Genomic DNA, 22451 nt, shown 5'->3' with positions numbered 1-22451 from the left:
TTTCAATAAGAAAAAAGCATTTTTACAAAAAGTGATGTTAAATATCGCTAACCATATTATAATGAACATAATCGCACAAATTAAAACTAATTTGAACGAATGTTTTAAAGAATCAGTAAGTAATTTATCTAGGAGGAGATTTGTTTGAATAAAAAAAAGGGTGAAACACATTGGATCATTCCAGATGGATATATTCCACCACTAAGTTCTGGGGAACTTACAAGTCATGAATCTATTTGTATACTAAATTGCAATGAAAACGAGGCGAATATATTTATTTCAATATACTTTGAGGATCGTAACCCAATTGAAAGAATACCAGTAATCGTACAAGGTAAAAGAAGTAATCATCTTCGCACCTCAACTTTAGAGCTTGATGGAGAAACGATACCATTTGGTGTTCCATATTCAATTGAAGTTGAAAGTGATCTTCCAATTATTGTTCAATATAGCCGACTAGACTCTACTCAACCAGGACTAGCGCTTATGTCGACAATGGGATATCCACTAAAATAATTACCAAAAGTATTTAATAATGGAAAGAATAAATTGGTTAGTTAAAATGAAAACGTTTGCGAATCGCTACAAATTGATTCATAATACAGTACATAATATATAAGCAATGTTTAGTAGGTAGTTTGGGAGTGGTGAAGGATTTTACAATACCGTTACTACTCCTTTTCACTATATTCATATTTTTATCTTTACTATGATTTCTCGTTTTTGGGTATTAGGTAAATTAAAGGGGTTCAAAAGGGCTATGAAGCATCTAATCTCATATCTTTCAACCAGGTATAGAAACTTAAAAATTAAGTATAAGTTAATCGTTTTTATTTCGATTATCATGGTTGTTTGTTTAGCATTTATCGTAGTCGGATTTAAATATGCTTTTTCTAGTTATGATGAACAAATTTACCGCAAATCATCACAAGTCTTAATCATGTCATCTAATCGGATTGAAGACGAATTAAAAAATATTGAGGAAGTAACATATAAGATTCTAACTGACAATGTTATTCAAAATGCATTAATCAAAACGAAAGACGAAGTATCTAAATACGAGCAATATCAAATTGAAAGAGAGATTTGGGAAAAGTTAACAAGTTATGTTGGAGCAGAGAAGTATATTCAATCCATTCACCTATTCGATGTAAATGGAACAGAATATCGTGCAGGTGGCACACCATCGTCTCTATTATATAAGCATAATGAAGAAATGATCACAAAAGCTAAAGCTGGCGATGGGAGTAATGTATGGGTATCGCTTAAAGATTCGAAAGATTCAATTTTTTCAACAAGACAGTTAAAATCATCTCGGAATTTAAGTCTTGAGGAATTAGGAACCTTAGTAATTGAAATTAAATTAGATGAAATTGTTAAAGAACTCCCTAGAGAGTGGGAAGGGCAAGAAGGTATTATTATTATCTCAAAGGGTGAGGATATCTTTTTTACGGAAAAGCCTTTTACCCATCTAGATAAGCTGAATTTTTCAGGGAATACTAATCAAGGCTATCAATTCCAAAAAGTGTATGGCAGAAGTTTCTTCGTGACACATTCAAAATCCCCGTATGCAAATTGGACATATTGGAATGTGATACCATTCGGAACGATGTTTGCCAAGGTAACGGCTATAAAATTTGTGGTGATTTTTTTATTCCTTTCACTCTTTTTAAGTGCGATTTATTTAGTTATTCAGTTTTCGAAACGAATCACAAATCCGATTGAAAATTTAGTATCCGCCATGAAATATGTCCAAAATGGAGATTTTAAAGTTGCTGATACCTTTAAGCCCTCACAGGTTCATGATGAGGTTGGAATTCTCCATCGGAATTTTTTCGTCATGATCGAGCGAATTAATGAGCTTATTAAAGAAAATTATGAAAAGCAGCTTTTAGTTAAAGATACTGAATTTAAAGCTTTACAGTCTCAAATAAATCCACATTTTTTATATAATACTCTCGAATCAATCAATTGGTTAGCAAAGATTAATAAACAACAGCAAATATCTAAAATGGTAGAATCTCTTGGCTATTTATTACGGAATGCTATTAGTTTAAAAGATGATGTCATTACAGTGCAAGAAGAGATCGAAATGGTCGAACATTATGTAACTATTCAACGATTCCGTTTTGAAGAACGTTTGGATTTTCATTTATCAATTCATGAAGATGTTAAGGAATGTGTGCTGCCTAAGCTTATTGTTCAACCATTGGTTGAAAATGCGATTCATTATGCATTGGAAATGATGATTGAGCCGTGTATGATAAGTGTTTCAGCATATAAAAACGGTGATTTGCTTCACCTCCTTGTTGAAGATAATGGCATTGGTATGGACGAGCAGCAGCTTGAAAGCGTGAGAAAAGGTGAAATCAATACGAGAGGTAATGGAATAGGATTACGTAATATCGACTCTAGAATTAAGTTCGTCTTTGGCAATCAATATGGTTTACAGATTGATAGTAAGATCAATAAAGGAACAAAGGTACTCATTGTCATACCATATCAAACGAGGTGGGACTATGCATAAAGTATTATTAGTTGATGATGAGAGAATTATATTAGAAGGGATTTCAAACATCATAGACTGGGAGGAAATAGGGACTGAATTAATCGGAACAGCAAGAAATGGTCTTGAAGCCTATGACATCATTATAAAAGAGCTCCCAGACATTGTCATTTGTGATATTAAGATGCCTGGATTAAACGGACTTGAATTAGTTAAGAGAGTATCAAAAGAACACCCTTTTATTAAATTTATCATTCTATCGGGCTTTAGTGAATTCGACTATGCTAAACAAGCAATGGAATATGGTGTGAAACATTATCTGTTAAAGCCGTGTAATGAGAATATCATTATTGATGCAATGAAAAATGTAATCAATGAATTAACGAGTGAAGAAAATAGAGAACGGTTTTTATTGGATATGAAAAGCCGTCTTGAACAAATACAGCCTTATGTTAAAAAACAATTGCTAAAAGAATTTATAACAAGTAAAACTGATGGTAACAGGGGTATTCAATTTTATGAAAAGCTTTTTCATATTAATTTTCAAGAAGAGGAAATTAGGTTGATTGTGTTTCGACTAGAGGGAGACTATCATTATGAACATATGTTTGTTATTGAAAACCTAGGAGAAGATCTTTTTGCCCCATCGATTTTATCAACAAATATAGGAGAATATGTTTTGTTTCTTGTAAATGATGACAACTTTTCAAGCCTGCAGGAAAAGATCGAACAACTAAGAACTCATTTCTATGAAATCTATGAAATGGATATGACTGTTGCAATTAGTGAGGTTGATTCTATCTCACAGGCAAGAAGACTCTATTTAGAAGCACTTGAATGCTTGAATCATCGCTTTTATTTAGGTGAAGGAAGTATTATAACTAAAAGTGATATTCGCCATGAAAAACAACTTTATAATTTTGATTACGATGGACAAAGTCTTTGTCTGTTAATAAAGTCAGGGAATTGGGAAAAGGTAGAGTGTGAAATTTCTGGTTTTTTTCATGATTTAACCGAAAGAATGCTTTCTACAAGTTTAACCCGTTCCTATGTCATGCAGCTATTTTTACTAGTGATACAAAGCTCAGATTCAAAAGGAATTCAAAATTATATGGAAAAAATGTCTTCATTAATGGATATGGATACAATTCAGCAAATGAAAGAATTTTTTGTTATGATTGCACATGAGATTACTCAGGTTCATTATGAAAGGCACAAATCCAACCACTCAGCAGTCATTCATAGCATGATGGACCTTGTTCATAAGCATCTTGGGGATACTGAGCTTTCACTTAAATGGGTAGCAAACAAAGTATACATGAATGCTGATTATTTAGGTAAGTTGTTTAAACAGGAAACCGGAGAGAAATTTTCAAGCTATGTTACACAGGTTCGAATTAATAAAGCAATTGAACAGATCGAGCTGATGGATGATGTGAAGGTGTTCACACTAGCTGAAATGATTGGATTTGGTGATAATCCACAATATTTTAGTCAGGTGTTTAAGAAATATACTGGATATTCTCCATCAGAATATCGAAAAGCATATTTACAATAATTTAAACTCATTATCTAATTTCGCTTATTTAGATAATGAGTTTTTTTGTTTTGGAAACTATATAATTCTAGTAAAGTGGCTAAACACTCTAAAATCCTGCTCCAAAGTCTATGAATAGGATTAAAGAACAATGTTTCAATGGTAAGAATACTCTGTTTTTTAAACATAGATAACTGATTTTTAAATTCAAATCGTGTGAAAAAGCCTATAAAATATACCTTGTAAGCGTTAACAGGATAATGAAAAGGGGGATATAGAAATGAAGAAGTTTCTGTTTTTGTTGCTATCAGTTGTAATGGTATTTTCTTTAGCGGCATGTAGTGGAAGTAGTTCATCTGGTGGATCTAGTTCTGGTTCTGATAGTGGTAAAGGTGATGGTGAAGACGAAAAAGTTACACTCCGCATTGCTTGGTGGGGTTCTCAACCAAGACATGACTATACACTTGAGGTAATAAAAATGTATGAGGAGCAAAATCCGAATGTGAAAATCCAAGCTGAATATGCAAGCTGGGATGATTATTGGAAAAAGCTAGCTCCACAAGCATCAGCTCAACAATTACCAGATATTATTCAAATGGATCTTTCTTACTTCTCCCAATATGCTGAAAATGGACAGTTAGCAGACTTAACACCATTTTTAGATAAACAAATTGATGTAACAAATTTCAGTGATAATATCATTGATGGTGGGAAACTCGGTGATAAATTATATGGATTTAACGCTGGGGTAAATGTTGTTGGCTTCCATTATGATCCTGAGTTGTTGAAAAAAGTAGGGGTAGATTCCCTAGATGAGAATTGGACATGGGATGATTATAAGGAATTGGCTAAAAAAGCAAAAGATGCAGGCGTATTTGTTGATACAGGTATGAAAGCAGATGTATTTTTTAACTATTATTTAAGAACATTAGGAAAATCACTTTATAGTAAAGACGGTACTACTTTAGGTTATGATGATGATCAGTTATTTGTAGATTTCTTTGAAATGACTTCAAATATGGTAAAAGATGGTGTTGTACCAACTCCAGATTATTTAGCTCAATTAAAAGGGATTGAAGATGATCCAGTTGTTACGAAAGATGCACTTGGAATTTGGCAATGGTCCAACCAATTTGTAGGTTTACAACAAGTTGCAAATAGACCATTAGGCATTCATCCTATGCCAGGGCCAGGAACAAAAGAAGGCTTATACTTAAAACCTAGTATGTTCTGGTCGGTTGCAAATAATTCTAAGCACCAAGAAGAAGCTGCGAAATTCATTGATTTCTTTGTAAATGATATTGAGGCTAATAAACTGATTTTGGGTGAGCGTGGTATTCCTGGTTCATCTGCAGTCAAAGAGGCGCTTAAACCTGAACTATCTCCTGAACAAGTTCAAGTATTTGATAGTGTAGAATGGGCTGAACAAAATAGTTCAGAATTCGATGGTCCAGACCCAATTGGTGCTGGAGAAGTAATCGAACTTCTTGATAGTTTGTCAGAGCAAATGAATTATGGTCAGCTTGAGGTTAAAGATGCTGCAAAACAGTTTAGACAACAGGCAGAAAGCATTTTGTCTCAAAATAAATAATTGTAGATTCATACGATAGCTGATCATCATTCGATCAGCTATCGTACTTTAAATGACAAGTGATTTTCTTAAGAAAGGAAATGATAGTATGAGTGCCCGTGCTATAAAGCAAAATTTGGGAGGATACTTGTTTATAGGTCCCTTTGTTATTGGATTCCTAGCATTTACGTTTATCCCAATTATAACCTCACTGTATTTATCGTTTACTAGTTATAATATGTTTTCAACTCCATCATGGATAGGGCTGGAAAATTATAAAAAAATGTTTACTGCTGATCCAAGATACTGGCAATCACTTAAAGTTACACTTATTTATGTACTTGCAGGAGTCCCTTTAAGACTCGGATTTGCTCTTTTAGTTGCAATGATTTTAAATACTACGTCTAGAGCAGTAGGCCTATACAGATCATTATTTTATTTACCCTCATTAATAGGAGGTAGTGTGGCAGTTGCGATCATGTGGCGTAATATCTTCGGTGACGAAGGAATTGTTAACATTCTTTTAGGTTTATTAGGAATTCCGGACGTACGCTGGTTTGGTGACCCGACAGCTGCACTGTGGATGCTTATCTTTTTATCTGTTTGGCAATTTGGATCTTCAATGTTAATTTTCTTAGCAGGCTTAAAAAGTATTCCTATGAGCTACTATGAAGCAGCAAGTGTTGATGGAGCTAACTATTGGCAAAAATTCACAAAGATTACATTACCGATGTTAAGTCCAGTTATCTTATTTAATACAATTATGCAAACAATTGCTGCATTTATGACCTTTGTTCCTGCGTTTATCATTTCAAAAGGTACTGGTGGTCCTTTAGATGGTACACTTCTTTATTCGCTTTATCTCTTTATTCAAGGTTTTGAATTCTTTAATATGGGATATGCCTCTGCAATGGCATGGATTATGTTGATTATCGTCGGGATCTTAACCGCAATTATCTTTTTTACATCCAAGTACTGGGTTCACTATGAATCTGAAGGGGGGAAATAACAGATGAAGACAAATGCAAATCTTAAAACAATAACCAATCCTCAAAGAATTAGTGTTCCGCGAATAAAATCTGCAAAGTGGTGGGTTTATCATTTACTCGTTGGGGGCTTTGCATTATTAATGCTTTATCCTGTTATATGGCTCTTAATGAGTTCATTCAAACCTAGTGAAATGATCTTTGTTACAGCTAAGTCCCTTATTCCTGATCCATGGATTTTAGATAACTTTTCCAAAGGATGGGAAGGGATTGGGGGCAACTCATTCGGTGTCTTCATTAAAAATACAGTCGTTCTTGTTATTTTCACAATGATTGGCCAAGTCATTTCCTCCGCATTTATTGCTTTCGGCTTTGCAAGAATGAATTTCTTTGGAAAAGGCTTTTGGTTTGCTATTATGATGGTTACATTGATGCTTCCTTATGAGGTTGTAATGATTCCTCAGTATATTATTTTCTCAAAACTAGGTTGGCTCGATTCAATTAAACCAATTGTTATTCCAGCGTACTTTGGACATCCGTTCTTTATTTTCTTATTGGTACAATTTATCCGTACAATTCCTAGAGAACTAGATGAGGCGGCAACAATTGATGGATGTAACACATTTAAGATTTTTTATAAAATTATCCTACCATTAATTAGACCAGCATTAGCAACTGCTGCTATCTTTTCTTTTTACTGGACATGGGATAATTTGCTCGGACCTGTGCTTTATTTAAACAGTCCTGATAAATACACTGTATCAATGGCATTAAATATGTTTTTAAGTAATGAAACCGTTTCTAACTGGGGTGCAATGTTTGCGATGTCGATCGTTACGTTAATTCCTGTATTTGTTGTCTTCTTCTTATTCCAACGACATGTTGTTGAAGGGATTAGCACAAGCGGTTTAAAAGGTTAAGGGTAAAAAAGGGTGAGAATAAAAGGGATTGATCACACATTCTTCACCCGATTATTCATGATACAGCTTAAGTCATGCCATGTGTTGAACCATGAATAAGAAGAATGAGGAGGATTAGGATGGAAACAACAGGATTTATGGGTGGGTTAAACAGTATTCTGGAATGGATTTCAAGGTTAGCTCTTTTGAATCTTTTATGGATATTCTTTTCACTGCTTGGATTCATTATTTTTGGCTTCTTTCCTGCAACGGCAGCAATGTTTGCTGTCGTTCGTAAATGGGCATTAGGTGAAATGGAAATTCCCGTTTTTAAAACATTTTGGAGTTCATATAAAAAGGAGTTTATAAAAGGCAATATTCTCGGGTCAATCATTATGTTAATGGGTGTTGTATTACTGATTGATTTTCTATTCCTACAACAAGCTGCACAGTCAATCCAGAATCTTTTATTAGTTCCATTTTACATTATTTCAATTATATTTGTTTGTATGCTATTTTATATTTTTCCTATGTTTGTTCATTATGAGATGAAGACCTTTGATATAATAAAAAATTCATTTTTTGTTATGATTTACAATCCATTTTCTACTCTTTTGATTCTAGTAGGTAGTGTTGGATTATTATTATTACTTTCATACGCTCCCCCTCTACTTATAATCTGTAGTGGTAATGTTTTAGCATTAGCAATCACGAAGCCTGCAAACAACGCCTTCAATAAAATGAATCGAAAGCACCAAACAATATTGGAAAATAGTAAATCGAACGTAATTAGCGAAAGAGGATTTTGATCTTTCGCTTTGTGCTTTTTTGGACTTATCTTTCTAGAAAGGAGCCCATGCTTAACATCCAAGGGTGTAGACCTATAGGAAATAAATGATTAAAATAATACTAGGTTAATAGATTTTTTTGCTGATAGTATAATAAAGGATTCCTCTGTTTTTTAAACAATATTATCTAGTTATTATATTAAAAATAATTCTTTGACCTATTAAACTTTTATGTGTAAGCACTTACATATAAATGAGGGGGATGTATGTGAAAAAAGCTTTGCTTTTAGCCCTAATTTTTGTGTTTTTGTTTACTTTCACTGCATGTAGTTCAGAGAGTAAAACAAAGACAGGTGATGGTGGAGGAAGTGGAGAAGAGAGCATAACATTAAGAGTTGCATGGTGGGGAAGTCAAACTCGGCATGAGTATACAACAAAGGTTATCGAAATGTATGAAAAGGAAAATCCAAATGTTAATATCAAAGCAGAATTTGCATACTGGGATGATTATTGGAGAAAGCTTGCTCCAATGGCTGCTGCAAATGAACTTCCTGATGTTTTTCAAATGGATATGGCGTATTTATCTCAATATGGTGAAATCGGATTGTTAGAAAATTTAACACCATATATAGAGGACGAAACGATTGATGTTTCATCAATTGATGAAAGTGTTTTAACCAGTGGAAAAATCGGTGACAAAATGTACGGTTTTACACTTGGTATTAATGTTTTATCTGTAATTACAAATGATGATATATTGCAGAAGTCTGGAATCAATTTCGATGGAAATAGTTGGACTTGGAGTGATATGGAACAAGTTGCACTAGATATTAGGAAAAAAGCAAATGTATACGGATCAAATGGGATGAGTCCACCAGATATTTTTTTCCCTTACTATTTAAGAACAAAAGGTGAAAAATTCTATAAAGAAGATGGAAAAGGTCTTGCTTATACTGATGATCAATTATTTGTCGATTATTTCGAAAGACAAGTAAGGCTTATTGATGGACATGCATTTCCAACCCCTGATGAAGGGGCAGCAGTTCGAGGTGTAGAGGATGACTTTATTGTAAAAGGGACTTCTGCGATTACTTGGAATTATTCAAACCAGTATGCAGCTTTTGATCAATTAACAGATGCACCATTAACACTGCATCTACCACCTGAGCATCTTGAAAATAAAGCGTTATTTTTAAAACCAAGTATGCTTTTCTCTGTTCCTAAGAGCTCAAAGCATAAGGATGAAGCCGCTAAATTTATTAACTTCTTCGTAAATAATGTTGCCGCAAATAAATTAATTAAAGGTGAACGCGGTGTACCTGTTTCCGCAAAAGTATCTGAAGCTATTAAACCAGAGCTTACAGAGGGTGAATCAAAAATTGTTAAATATGTAGAAGATGCAAAAAAAATAACGAGTGAATATTATCCACCAGATCCAATTGGAAGTGGAGAAGTTATGAAAGCGCTAAAAGATATTTCAGACCAAATTTTATTTAAAAAAATTACGCCTGAAGAAGGTGCAAAAAAATTCAGAGCCCAGGCAGATAATATTTTACAAGGTAAGTAGAGACTTAGGATAGTAGGATTAAGTAATGGGGGGATAATAGTATGCCAAAACTTCAATTTGATGAAGCGGAAATTCGTCAACTAATCGATCTTGTAGTGGAACGTACATTTCAAATGGATTTTAACTGGGATTGGCCTGGTGGTGTTGCTTTTTATGGAGTTGCAGAAGCATATGAAGCAACAGAAAAACAAGAATATATCGATCTATTAAAATCATGGGTGGATGAATGGCTTGAAGATGGATTACCAAAGTTATCAATTAATGGTGTATCGATCGGACATGCACTTATTACACTTTTTAACGTTACAGAAGATGAGAAATATTTAATTGTAATAAAAGATATGGCAGATTACCTTCAAAATGATGCTCCAAGATTTGCTGATGGAGTATTTCAACATACTGTTAACTCAGTGAAGGATGTTTTTCCAGAACAGGCTTGGGTCGATACGATGATGATGGCAGGGCTATTTTTATTACGTGTTGGAAAACTCCTAAATCGAGAGGATTATGTTGAAGACGGACTTAAGCAATATCATGGCCATGAAGACTTCCTTCAAGAGCCAATGACAAATCTTTATTACCATGGATGGGACAATATTGCCAAAAATCATATGTCATCAATTTACTGGGCTCGTGGAAATGGTTGGGCTGCATTAACAATGGCAAAAGCATTGGAGTTAGTTGAGGTTCAGCATCCGTCTTATATGATCATCGATTGCTCATTAAGAGATCAATTAAGTACACTTGTTAGACTCCAGGCTGAATCAGGTTTATGGCACACCATTGTTGATGATCCAACATCATATCTTGAAGTATCAGGTTCATCAGCTATTGCAGCTGCCATTCTTACTAGAGGTACCCTATATAATAAATACACCCAAAAAGCAATCAGTGGAATATTAAATGAAATTGAAGAAGATGGAAAAGTGTCTAAAGTTTCAGCTGGTACGGCTGTAATGAAGGATGCGGTTGGATATAAAAATGTACCGTATAAACGTATTCAAGGATGGGGTCAAGGGTTAGCACTCGTTTTTTTAGCAGAATTATTAAAGACTAGTAAACTTGTTTACAGGTAATCTGTTAAATTATCAATGATCTGCAAGAAGGAGGAGATTCTAAATGGATATGAAGAGACAAGCGATCTATTTAGCAGGTGATTCAACTGTGGCAAACTGTCCAAAGCATGAAGCTCCAATGGCTGGATGGGGTCAAGTTTTTCAAACCTTTTTTAATGAAAAAATTATTGTGTTTAACGAAGCTCTTGGTGGAAGAAGCTCAAATAGTTTCATAGAGGAAGGAAGACTCAGGACAATACTAGAACACATTCAGCCAAACGATTACTTATTCATTCAATTCGGACATAATGATCAAAAATTTTATGGGACAGAGCCGTATAGCACATATCAATACTATTTAAGTCAATATATAACTGGTGCTCGTGAAAAAGGAGCACATCCAATCCTGCTTACATCCGTACATCGTCGTAAGTTTGATAAAAATGGAAAACTCGAAAATACATTAGGAGAATATCCTTTAGCCATGATCCAATTAGCTGAAAGGAAGGATGTACCATTAATTGATTTATGGTCAAAAACAAAAAGCCTTTATGAAGCTTTGGGAGAAGAAGAATCACGGAAATTATTTACGATGTTCCTGCCAAATAAACATCCAAACTATCCTGATGGGATTGAGGATAATACCCATTTTTGCGAAGCTGGAGCCTATGAAATAGCAAAGCTCGTCATTGAAGGAATAAAAGAATTAGAATTATCGATTGGATCATATATAACTGACTAATCAAGATTCGTATTTTTCACTAAATAGATTGAGGAGGGCAGACAATATGAGCAATAAACTATACCATGGAGCTGCGTACTATCCCGAATTATGGAATGAAGAAGCAATAGAAAACGATATAAACTTAATGATTGAAGCTGGTATAAATGTTATCAGAATGGGTGAATTTGCTTGGTCAATCATTGAAAAGGAAGAAGGGAAGATTGATGTTAGTTTCTTCGAAAACATGATTAATAAATTGAGTAATCATGGAATTGAAACAATCATGTGTACACCAACACCTACCCCGCCAATTTGGTTAACCCACAATCACCCAGAAAGAATGTATGTTGATGCAGACGGACGGGTGATGGGACACGGTTCTCGTCAGCATGTTTGTACGAATAATGCTTATTTTCGTGAAAGAGCTGCGATTATTACTGAGGAAATTGCAAAGTCAGTTGGAAATCTTCCTGGAGTAATAGGTTGGCAAATCGACAATGAATTTAAATGTCATGTAAGTGAATGTATGTGTACAAAATGTAAGACACTTTGGCATGAATGGTTAGAAAAACGCTATGGAACAATTGATGAATTAAATGAAGCATGGGGAACCCATATTTGGAGCCAACATTATCATCAATTTGACCAAGTTCCACAACCTCATCCGGCACCTTTTCTACATAATTCATCGTTAAAGACAATGTATCAGCTATTTTCATATGAAAAAATTGCTGAATTTTCAGAAGAACAAGCAGCAATTATCCGTAAACATTCTCAAGCACCGATCACACATAATAGTACAACCTTTTTTCATGTTGATAATGAGCGACTTTACGAAAACCTGGATTTCGCGTCATTTGATACGTATGCAGAACAAACTAATTTTGCTTCCTATTTATTTAACTGTGATTTGTGGCGGAATTTTAAGAAGGGCAAAGATTTTTGGATTATGGAAACCAGCCCATCTTATAGTGCTTCACTAGAAAGCTATGCTGTTCCACATCCAAATGGCTATCTTAAAGCAGAGGCTGTTGCGGCTTATGCATTAGGAGCAGAGGCCTTTTGTTATTGGCTTTGGAGACAGCAACGCACTGGATGTGAACAACCACATGGATCTGTTATTAGTGCATGGGGAAAACCTACAGTTGGCTTTGAGAATGTAATGGAAGTAGAGAAGGCAAGAAAAGAAATAGAGTCTGTTATCCTGTCTACAAAACCCATTCAAGCTGAAGTAGCAATTACCTATTCAGATATCGCGAAGGCTTTTATAAAAACAGAGCCACATAAAGGCTTAGATTATCGATCACTTATGATTGATTATTATGAGAAAATTTTATCAATTGGTTACCATCGTGACCTTATTCCTGAACGAGCGAATTTAAATGGGTATAAATTACTGTTCACTCCATTTGTTCATTATTTATCGCCAAATTATATTTCGCAAGCAGAAAAATTTGTTGAGGAAGGAGGAATATGGATTGTTGGACCGCTTTCAGGTGGTAGCACGATAAATCATACGATTCATACAGATGCTGCATTAGGGGAGTTAGATCAACTTGCCGGTGTAGAAACACTATTTACGTATCCTATGGATGGTACTGAATCAATTGGAGAGTTTATGGAAACCAGCGCAACTTTAGGAATATGGAGTTCGGTATTTCAACCAAAAGAAGGAAAGTCAGTAGGCATCATTAAGAATGGACTCTCTGCAGGAAAAGCATTCTTAACAGAAAATAGGCGTGGAAAAGGCAAAATTGTTATGTTAGGATCTTTACCAATAGGTGAGCAAGGAGACTTTTTATTGAAGAAATGTTTCAATCATTATGCTGAAGAAGCAAATGTTACTTTGAAGACAGATGTATCAAAAGGGACAATCGTAGCGCCAAGACAAGGAAATGGATATCTAGTATGGATTATTGTCAATATGGATGGTATGGGCGGAACAGTTACTCTCCCATATGTTGGAATTGATGAATTATCAAATGAATATATTTCGAATAGGGAATGTGAAATCGAACCATTTCAATATAAGATAATTCGGTTTACAAATGATTGAGTAGAAATAGGAAGTTTATATATGGAAGAATGAACCGCAATTACCTATTCGTGATAAAACCAAAATTCGTTTTCTTGAAAGGATGTTTTCGCAAACTTTGTTGCTTTTAAAATAGTATTGGGTTGGTTGATTGGCGCTTCAGGATGCTCGCTTTCCGTGGGGCGGGCGATGAGCCTCCTCAGCGCGAAGCGCCTGCGGGGTCTCATCTGTCCCGCTACTCCCACAGGAGTCTCGCACCTTCCGCACCAATCAACCTAATCATTTTTGTTCAAAAACAACAATCTTTTAGAAAAGAGCCTCTTGAAAAAAGACAAAGCATCTATGCGTAGAGTGCTTTGTCTTTTTCAATTTTATGATCCGATATTCAATTAATCGACCGTCATGTTACCAACAACTGCTCGAATTGCATTAAGAGTTTGTCCTTTGAATGAATCTGAAACTGTTTCACCGGACGGGTTTTGATAGTAATAGGCTGCCTTTTCAATATCAAAGCGAAACCCGAGATTTAGTAAGGCATTTTGAAGTTCTTGAGGTAATTCAGTTAGTCCAGTTTGTTTAATGTAATATGGAGTAGGATACACTTTTACATCTATATCACCTTTTCCTGTGTAGACGACAAATAAATTTGTATCTTTTTGTAGCAACCATTGATTTTTAGAAAATAGAGAAATCCGTGAATCCTCTAGTGATGAAATCCCTGGTAGGTTTATGCCATAGATTAAATTAACGATCCTTATTATTTCTTCGTATGTATGAAGATTATATGTCTTAAGGTATAGGTCCATCACTTCCGCTTTTTTTAATGACATGATGGTTTTATTAGATTCAGTTGAAGGGTTTTTGATATTTAGAGCTTCTCTCAACCCTTCCATAATTTCGTCAGAATAGACTAAGAGTTTTGCTCCTTCACCTTCGTCTGAAATTTTGTTTAAATTTAAACAAAAAACATCGTTGACAGCTTTACGGAATAACATACCAGTAATCGGTATTTCAACTTGCTTGATGTATTGCTTTAAAACATCAATTTTAGACATCCCACTGATAATATGATCAAATTCTCCTGAAGAAGAGGAAACACCAAGACTTTTTCTTATAACAGTCATAATCGGAATTGGATATTTTGAAGTCTCTAATTGAGAAGAGATTTTTTTCTTGTCCTTAACAACAAATGCTGCAATTGAAAGAAAAAGGAATGAAATCAAAGCCAAAAGAGGTAGTCTAAGTAGAAAGTGTTTGTTGTTTTTCATTTATTTCCAACCTTTTCTTGTTTTTTAGATCAAAAGTCATTATTTCATTACTTCTAGTTTATTAAAAAAATGATAAATTTACCATAAAAAAATATTGATACTATATTTCTAACTATCTTTCAAAACTATTACAATAGATGATAATAAAATGTTTTTTTATATTGTTCGAAAATATTGAATATTTTTCCCTAACAGCATATAATAAAGTTAAATGTTCACGTGTGCAAAAATTGAATAGTTTAAAATAAGTTAAATAAATGTTTTGATTTTTACAATTATGTTCACGTGTGCAAGAATTTAAAACCTAAAGGGGTTGAATAAGTTGCAAACATTCATGGGAGAAAATTTTTTATTAACAAATGATGTGGCTGTTACTTTATATCACCAATATGCTAAGGACTTACCAATTATTGATTATCACTGTCATTTAAGTCCTCAAGAAATTTATGAAAATAAACAGTTTAAAAATATAACTGAGGCCTGGTTATATGGGGACCATTATAAGTGGAGAGCAATGAGAGCGAATGGAATTGAAGAAAAATTTATCACGGGGAATGCGAGTGATTATGATAAATTCCTAGCATGGGCAAAAACGATACCAATGACTATTGGGAATCCTCTTTATAATTGGACACATTTAGAGCTGCAACGATTTTTCGGTATTTACGACATTTTAAATGAAAAAAGTGCACCGATGATATGGGAAAAGGTAAATCAATTATTGAACAGTGAAGAATTTACCGTAAGAGAGCTTATTAAAAAGTCTGGTGTCGAAGTCATTTGCACTACAGATGACCCTGTTGATTCACTAGAATATCATCAGAAGTTAAATGCAACAGACGATTTCCAAGTTCGTGTTTTACCAAGCTTTAGACCTGATAAAGGCTTAGAAATAAACCGAGATCAATTTGTTGCATGGGTTGAAAGCCTTTCTATGATTTCGAATACAACAATTAACAATTATGATGATTTTTTAACCGCACTAGAATCAAGAGTAGACTTTTTCCATGAACTTGGAGGAAGAGTATCAGATCATGCGATTGACACGATGATGTTTGCTGATGCAGACAAAATTGAAGTTGATAGAATCTTTAAACAAGCTTTAGCGGGTGAAAAGGTAAGTCTTGAGGATGAAAAGAAATATAAGTCTTATACATTAGTATTCTTAGGAAAGAAATATTCTAGCCTAGGCTGGGCGATGCAATTACATATTAACGCTCTGCGAAATAATAATAGTAGAATGTTAAGGGAGCTAGGGCCAGATACTGGATATGATGGTATGAATGATGATCTTGTTGCAAAGCCTTTATGCCAATTCCTTGATCGATTGGAAAGTGAGAATGCACTACCAAAAACGATTGTTTATTCACTTAACCCAAGAGATAACAATGTGCTTGCAAGCTTGATTGGTAGCTTCCAAGGTGGAGGAATTCGAGGTAAAATGCAGTTTGGAACTGCATGGTGGTACAATGATCAGAAGGACGGTATGTTAGATCAAATGAAGACGCTTGCGAATATTGGGCTATTTAGTCAATTTATTGGTATGCTTACAGATTCTAGAAGTTTTCTTTCTTATACAAGACATGAATATTTTAGAAGACTTATCTGTCAATTAATTGGTGAATGGGTGGCAAATGGTGAAGTACCGAATGATCCTGACATGCTAGGTGAAATTGTGCAAGGTATTTCATATTACAATGCGAAAGAATACTTTCAATTTAACGGTGTCTTGGAACTAGAAAAAGGATAATATGTTTGGTTAAAGGAATTGAAAGAAGGTATTTAGGTGGCAGTTACAATTAAAGATATTGCTAAGTTAGCAAATGTTTCACATACAACAGTTTCTAGAGCACTTAACAATAGTCCATTAATTAAAGATAAGACAAAACAAAAAATCGTTGAGATAGCAAACCAACTTAACTATTCACCTGATGTGCATGCTCGAAGTCTTGTCCTGCAAAAGTCGTATACAATTGGATTATTTTTAACTAGCTTAGTTAATGGTACATCTTCAAGTTTTCTAGCTGAAACCATCAAAGGTGTCCATACGGTTATTGACGAAAATTATAATTTATTTGTGAGAGGAATCCAGGATTTTCAATCTTTTTCATCTATCACTCGAAAAAGATTTGATGGAATTATCTTGATGAGCCAAAGTGATGTGGATAACGCGTTTATCTATCATGTTTTAGAGCAAAAAATCCCACTTGTGATTTTAAATCGCAAGGTTGAGGATCGATCAATTATCAATATTTTATCTAATGATTGTGAAGGAGCTTATGAAGCCGTTAGTTTGTTCATTAAGAATGGCCATCAGAATATTGCTATTATTGAAGGCACATCAGAATTTCGCTCATCACAAGAACGAAAAGAAGGTTATTTAAATGCTCTGATTGATCATAATGTACCTATTCTTCAGCAGTATATGGTGAAAGGGAATTATGATATGGAAAGCGGCTATGAGGCGATGAAAAAATTATTATCACTAAATAGTCCACCTACTGCGGTGTTTTGTTCAAATGATGATATGGCAATTGGAGCAATGAAAGCAATCAACGAAGCAGGACTTGTCGTACCAACGCAAATGTCCATTATTGGCTTCGATGATATTGGCTTTTCTGAATATACGACACCAGCTCTAACTACAGTTAAAAGACCGATTGAACAAATTAGTATGGTTGGTGCAAAAAAGCTATTAGAATTAATGGATGAAGATGTTGGAGAAGCTGCTCCAATATACTTAACAACTAACTTAGTCAATCGTCAAACTGTCGCTGGACCTCGCGTAGTACAATAATTGAAAGGGTCTGAACATAGATGTTGAAATTATGGTTCAGACACTTTCATTATTATTTACAAAAATGTTCACGTGTGCAAAATTTCTTTTCTGAGGAGGCAATAAATTGCAAAATTTAACTAAAGCGTTAGTGGACAATGATCAATTATATCCAGAAAAAGTGCTGCAATTTGGTACTGGCAATTTTCTAAGAGCTTTTACAGATTGGCAAATTCACGAAATGAATAAGCAGAATTTATTTAATGGTCGTGTTGTCGTTGTGCAGTCAACATCGAACGGAACTGTTAATACGATAAACGAACAAGATGGACTATATACCTTATATTTGCAAGGCATTAAAGATCAAAAACCGGTTAGTGAACATGAAGTAATTAGTAGTGTGAGCAGAGGGATAAATTTAGTCAATAATTATGGTGAATATTTAGCAATGGCAAAAAATCCAGAACTACGTTTTATTATCTCAAATACGACTGAGGCTGGTATTACATTTCAAGTGGAGGATCAACTTCATGATCGACCACAAAAAAGCTTTCCCGGTAAGTTAACAGCATTTTTGTATGAAAGGTTTCAAGTTTTTAAAGGTGACCCTTCCAAAGGATTTATCATTTTTCCATGTGAGTTGATTGAGGAAAATGGAAAGGAATTAAAAAGAATCGTTTTGCAATATGCTCACACTTGGAACTTAGAAACTGAATTTATTGATTGGATCGTAGATGCGAATACCTTTTGCAATACATTAGTCGATCGAATCGTACCAGGATTTCCTAAGGATACAATTAAAGAAAAAACAGAAGAACTTGGTTATATAGATAAGCTAGTTGTTGTTGGCGAGCAGTTTCACTTGTTTGTTATTGAAGGCCCAGAGTTTGTTAAAGATGAATTTCCAGCTGAAAAAGCAGGATTAAATGTCCATGTAGTCGACGACTTAAGCTCCTACAGATTGAAGAAGGTAAAAATATTGAATGGTGCACATACTTTGATGACACCTGTTGCCTATTTATATGGTTTAAACACAGTAAGTGAAGCAGTTACGACAGGCATTATGAAGGAATATGTCGAGGACGCAATCTTAAACGAAATTCTTCCGACATTATCCTTTTCCAAAGAAGAGCTTACCCAATTTACGGAGGATGTCTTAAATCGATTTAAAAATCCTTTTATTCATCATTATTTATCAAGTATTGCATTAAATTCCATCTCAAAATTTAAAGCTAGGATCTTACCGACACTACTCGATTTTGTAGATCAGTTTGGTAAGCTGCCAAAAGGTATCGTTTTTTCATTAAGTGCTCTGATCTATTTCTACAAGGGAAAACGTGGAACTGAAGAAATTGACCTAGTTGATGATGAAGTGACATTAACTTTATTTAAAGAATTATGGAGCAACTGTGATGAAAGTGAAATGAAAATTGGAGATCTTGTTTCAAATATTTTGGCTGATGAAAGACTTTGGGGATTAAATTTAAATGAGATACCCAACTTAACCGAATCGGTAACACGAAATGTAGTAACAATTGCTGAATTGGGTATGACTGAGGCTCTTAAACAATTACCACACTTAAAGGGTGAATATAATGAAAGCGTTTATTAAAATAAATGAGCTTGATAATGTTGCGGTTGCTATACGCCATCTAGAAGAAAATGAAAAACTTGAAGTAGATGGCGAAACAATTCAATTAAAAGAGGCTGTTGCTAAAGGACATAAGTTCTCATTGAAGTTCATAAAAACTGGCGAAAATATTCTAAAGTATGGTTTTCCAATCGGTCATGCTACAGATGATATAGATGTTGGTACCTGGGTGCATTCGCATAATACGAAGACAAATTTGTCTGGTGTGGAAGAATATGAATATCATCCTAACATTCAACATATAATCGGACAGCGAAAAAATATGACCTTTAAAGGGTATAAGCGAGACGATGGGCAGGTAGGAATTCGTAATGAGCTTTGGATCGTACCAACGGTAGGATGTGTGAACGGGATTGCAGATCAAATCATCCGAGAATTTAAAGAAAGGGTTGGAGACATTTCTCCCTTCGAACATATACAAGTTCTTAAACACAATTATGGCTGTTCACAGCTTGGTGATGACCATGTGAATACCCGAACGATTTTAGGGAATGCAGTGAAACACCCAAATGCAGGTGGTGTCTTAGTTTTAGGTCTTGGCTGTGAAAATAATGATATTCATGAGTTTAAGGACTCACTAGGTGAATTCAATGAGAATCGAGTTAAGTTTCTCCGTTCACAAGAGGTTTCAAATGAAATTGAAGAGGGTGTAGATCTGCTAGTTGAGATTTACGAGAATGCTAGAGCTGATAAAAGAGTGGATATTCCTTTGTCTGAATTAAAAATCGGTTTAAAATGTGGTGGTTCGGATGGCTTTTCAGGCATTACAGCTAACCCTTTACTTGGAAGACTCTCCGATTATTTAGTTGCACAAGGAGCGACAACTGTATTAACTGAAGTTCCAGAAATGTTTGGTGCAGAGAAAATATTGATGGAAAGAGCGGAAAATGAAGAAGTATTTCATGAAATTGTTGAGTTAATTAATGATTTTAAACGGTATTTTCAAAAACATGATCAGCCTGTTTATGAAAATCCATCACCAGGTAATAAAGCAGGGGGAATTACAACACTTGAAGATAAATCTCTAGGCTGTACTCAAAAAGCGGGAACAGCTCCAATAGTAGATGTTCTAAAATATGGTGAAAGATTACACTCAAAAGGATTGAATCTTCTAAGTGCACCTGGAAATGATTTGGTTGCATCTACCGCATTAGCAGCATCAGGCTGTCAGCTCGTTTTGTTTACTACAGGGAGAGGGACTCCGTTTGGGACATTTGTCCCGACGATGAAAATATCAACGAACACACAAATCTTTGAAACAAAGCGTCATTGGATTGATTTTAATGCTGGGACACTTATTGAAGGTCAATCCTCAGAAGAGCTTTTAGAGGATTTTATTACTTATATTATAAAGGTTGCAAGTGGTGAGCTTTTGAATCACGAAAAGAATAACTTTAGAGAGATTGCTATTTTTAAAACAGGTGTTACGTTATAATTTTAATGAAGGGGCAGAATTATTCTGTCCTTTCATTTTCCTGTTAACATAATAAATTTATAGTTAATAAAAAATGAGCGGATATGCTTTATATAGAAAAAAAGACCCCCGATATTATAGAATATCGGGGGGGACAAAATACATTCTTATTTCCACCACGCATCAAACATAGAAGCTGGAAGTTCACGCTTATGCTGAGAAACGACATAGCGTTTTTCAATTTTTTTAGCAATTTCTTGATCAACTTGTTTTCCTTCTAAATAGTCATCTAGTTGATCATACGTAATGCCAAGCTCAGTTTCGTCAGCTTGTAGAGGAGTGTTATCAAGTAAATCCGCAGTTGGTGTTTTGAGATATAGTCGTTCTGGTGCATCTAATTCTTGTAATAAGCTTTTACCTTGACGTTTTGTTAATCCAGTGAGGGGTAGAAGGTCTGCTCCACCGTCCCCATATTTTGTGAAAAATCCAGTTACAGCTTCAGCAGCATGGTCAGTGCCAATGACTAATAAGCCTTTTTGTCCGCCAACCGCATATTGTGTAACCATGCGTGCTCGCGCTTTTACATTTCCTTTATTAAAGTCAGTGAGAGGTTCACCTGTTGTATCTTGATAATTTTGGGCAAATGTATCAACTGTACTAGAAATATCAAAAGCGATGCTTTCATCAGGCTGAATAAATGATAATGCTAGCTGTGCATCATCTTCGTCTTTTTGAACCCCATAAGGAAGACGAACAGCGATAAATTTAGCCTCATAGCCTTCATTTCGTAGTTCTTCTACTGCAAGCTGTGCAAGGCGTCCAGATAGGGAAGAGTCTTGGCCACCACTAATTCCAAGTACAAAGCCTTTTGCCCCTGTTTTCTTAACGTAATCTTTTAAAAATGTAATACGAGCTTGAATTTCTTCCTTTGGATTGATTGTTTCTTTTACATGTAATTCACTCATAATTTGCTTTTGTATACTCATTTTTTCATTCCTCCTACCGATATAATGAATGTTCATTAATATATTTGTAACATACTTCAGGTAAAAGATAACGCGGATCTCCACCTAGGGAAAACTCTTCCCTAATATAGGTAGAGCTAATTTCCATAGCAAGACCTTTATCGATTAAATGAAATGTTTCACCATCATCATGATTTCTTAATATAGGTGAACTGCTAATCGCTTTTAACATGTTTATACCATCTCTTGCCATTACGATAAACTTGTTTTCTTGTACAAGATTACTTGAGTTTCCCCATTTTCCTTTTCCGATATCGATTAATAGATCTGCACCCATAATAAAATATATCGTATCATTTTTATATTTGGTTTTAAAATACTTTAATGTTTCGTAAGTTGAGATGTTCCAAGCATTTTGAGTCATTTCGTAATCATCAGCTATGAATGTATCATTATTTTCGATTGCCAGCTGAAGCATATTCATACGGTGACTGTCGTCTGTTTGCATCTGTTTATCCTTCCGCTTACTAGAACAAGGTAAGAAGATGACCTTATCAAGCTTGCAGCGATGTCGAATTGTATTTGCAGTCCAAAGATGTACATTAGTAATAGGATCAAAGGATGATCCGTAAATCCCGATTTTTCCCATCGTTATCCTCCAAATATTCATAATGAAAACTGGTAGACCAAACAACTAGAACGACTAAGGG

18 protein-coding genes are annotated in these 22451 nt (G+C 34.7%); 15 read left to right on the top strand and 3 right to left on the bottom strand.

The window, feature by feature from the left end; translation table 11 throughout:
- Positions 1-144: 144 nt before the first annotated feature.
- From WCV66_RS18770 to WCV66_RS18720, 11 genes are all read left to right on the top strand, one after another.
- Entirely contained in the window at positions 145-516 is a 372-nt protein-coding gene (locus tag WCV66_RS18770; protein WP_066340443.1) for a sensory rhodopsin transducer, read from the top strand.
- 244 nt (positions 517-760) lie between these two features.
- Positions 761-2527, top strand: coding sequence for a sensor histidine kinase (locus WCV66_RS18765; protein WP_338786493.1), 1767 nt, complete (start codon positions 761-763; stop codon positions 2525-2527).
- Positions 2520-4064 (top strand): response regulator transcription factor, encoded by a 1545-nt coding sequence (locus tag WCV66_RS18760; RefSeq protein ID WP_338786492.1) that lies wholly within the window; start codon positions 2520-2522, stop codon positions 4062-4064. The genes WCV66_RS18765 and WCV66_RS18760 overlap by 8 nt, the downstream gene beginning before the upstream one ends.
- A gap of 259 nt (positions 4065-4323) precedes the next feature.
- Entirely contained in the window at positions 4324-5634 is a 1311-nt protein-coding gene (locus tag WCV66_RS18755; RefSeq protein ID WP_338786491.1) for a sugar ABC transporter substrate-binding protein, read from the top strand.
- 52 nt (positions 5635-5686) lie between these two features.
- Positions 5687-6622, top strand: a complete 936-nt coding sequence (locus WCV66_RS18750) for a carbohydrate ABC transporter permease (protein WP_066340464.1) — start codon at positions 5687-5689, stop codon at positions 6620-6622.
- Positions 6623-6625: 3 nt separating this feature from the next.
- Entirely contained in the window at positions 6626-7519 is an 894-nt protein-coding gene (locus WCV66_RS18745) for a carbohydrate ABC transporter permease (RefSeq protein WP_083964827.1), read from the top strand.
- Positions 7520-7638: 119 nt separating this feature from the next.
- A complete protein-coding gene (locus WCV66_RS18740; protein WP_338786490.1) occupies positions 7639-8307 on the top strand; it encodes a YesL family protein in 669 nt (222 codons plus the stop codon).
- A 247-nt stretch (positions 8308-8554) separates the two neighbouring features.
- Entirely contained in the window at positions 8555-9853 is a 1299-nt protein-coding gene (locus tag WCV66_RS18735; RefSeq protein ID WP_413789599.1) for an ABC transporter substrate-binding protein, read from the top strand.
- A 41-nt stretch (positions 9854-9894) separates the two neighbouring features.
- Positions 9895-10929 carry a glycoside hydrolase family 88 protein gene (locus WCV66_RS18730; RefSeq protein WP_338786488.1) on the top strand — a complete coding sequence of 345 codons (1035 nt, stop codon included), beginning with the start codon at positions 9895-9897 and terminating at the stop codon, positions 10927-10929.
- Positions 10930-10972: 43 nt separating this feature from the next.
- A complete protein-coding gene (locus tag WCV66_RS18725; RefSeq protein ID WP_413789598.1) occupies positions 10973-11650 on the top strand; it encodes a rhamnogalacturonan acetylesterase in 678 nt (225 codons plus the stop codon).
- Between the two features lie 46 nt (positions 11651-11696).
- Positions 11697-13688 (top strand): beta-galactosidase, encoded by a 1992-nt coding sequence (locus tag WCV66_RS18720; RefSeq protein WP_338786487.1) that lies wholly within the window; start codon positions 11697-11699, stop codon positions 13686-13688.
- 368 nt (positions 13689-14056) lie between these two features.
- Here the strand turns inward: WCV66_RS18720 and WCV66_RS18715 are convergent, their stop codons facing one another.
- Complete coding sequence (locus tag WCV66_RS18715) at positions 14057-14935, bottom strand: hypothetical protein (RefSeq protein ID WP_338786486.1); 879 nt, start codon at positions 14933-14935, stop codon at positions 14057-14059.
- A gap of 322 nt (positions 14936-15257) precedes the next feature.
- Between WCV66_RS18715 and uxaC the strand changes: the two genes are divergently transcribed.
- The 4 genes from uxaC to WCV66_RS18695 all read left to right on the top strand — a co-directional run bounded on the left by uxaC (position 15258) and on the right by WCV66_RS18695 (position 20797).
- Positions 15258-16685: a glucuronate isomerase gene (gene uxaC / locus WCV66_RS18710; RefSeq protein ID WP_338786485.1), complete on the top strand. Its 1428-nt coding sequence runs from the start codon at positions 15258-15260 to the stop codon at positions 16683-16685.
- Positions 16686-16721: 36 nt separating this feature from the next.
- Positions 16722-17732 carry a LacI family DNA-binding transcriptional regulator gene (locus WCV66_RS18705; RefSeq protein ID WP_338786483.1) on the top strand — a complete coding sequence of 337 codons (1011 nt, stop codon included), beginning with the start codon at positions 16722-16724 and terminating at the stop codon, positions 17730-17732.
- A 106-nt stretch (positions 17733-17838) separates the two neighbouring features.
- Complete coding sequence (locus WCV66_RS18700; protein WP_338786482.1) at positions 17839-19323, top strand: tagaturonate reductase; 1485 nt, start codon at positions 17839-17841, stop codon at positions 19321-19323.
- Positions 19307-20797 carry a UxaA family hydrolase gene (locus tag WCV66_RS18695; protein ID WP_066340489.1) on the top strand — a complete coding sequence of 497 codons (1491 nt, stop codon included), beginning with the start codon at positions 19307-19309 and terminating at the stop codon, positions 20795-20797. Before WCV66_RS18700 ends, WCV66_RS18695 begins: the two co-directional genes overlap by 17 nt.
- Before the next feature lie 146 nt (positions 20798-20943).
- Here the strand turns inward: WCV66_RS18695 and nadE are convergent, their stop codons facing one another.
- Positions 20944-21762, bottom strand: a complete 819-nt coding sequence (nadE, locus tag WCV66_RS18690) for an ammonia-dependent NAD(+) synthetase (protein WP_338786481.1) — start codon at positions 21760-21762, stop codon at positions 20944-20946.
- A gap of 13 nt (positions 21763-21775) precedes the next feature.
- On the bottom strand, positions 21776-22390 hold the full coding sequence (gene nadD, locus WCV66_RS18685) for a nicotinate (nicotinamide) nucleotide adenylyltransferase (protein WP_338786480.1): 615 nt from the start codon (positions 22388-22390) through the stop codon (positions 21776-21778).
- Between the last annotated feature and the right edge of the window lie 61 nt (positions 22391-22451).

The sequence above is a fragment of the Metabacillus rhizosphaerae genome (assembly GCF_037201795.1).
In the GTDB taxonomy this organism is placed as follows: domain Bacteria; phylum Bacillota; class Bacilli; order Bacillales; family Bacillaceae; genus Metabacillus; species Metabacillus rhizosphaerae.
Note: the sequence above shows the minus strand (reverse complement) of the source record. Positions and strands in the feature narration are given on the sequence as shown.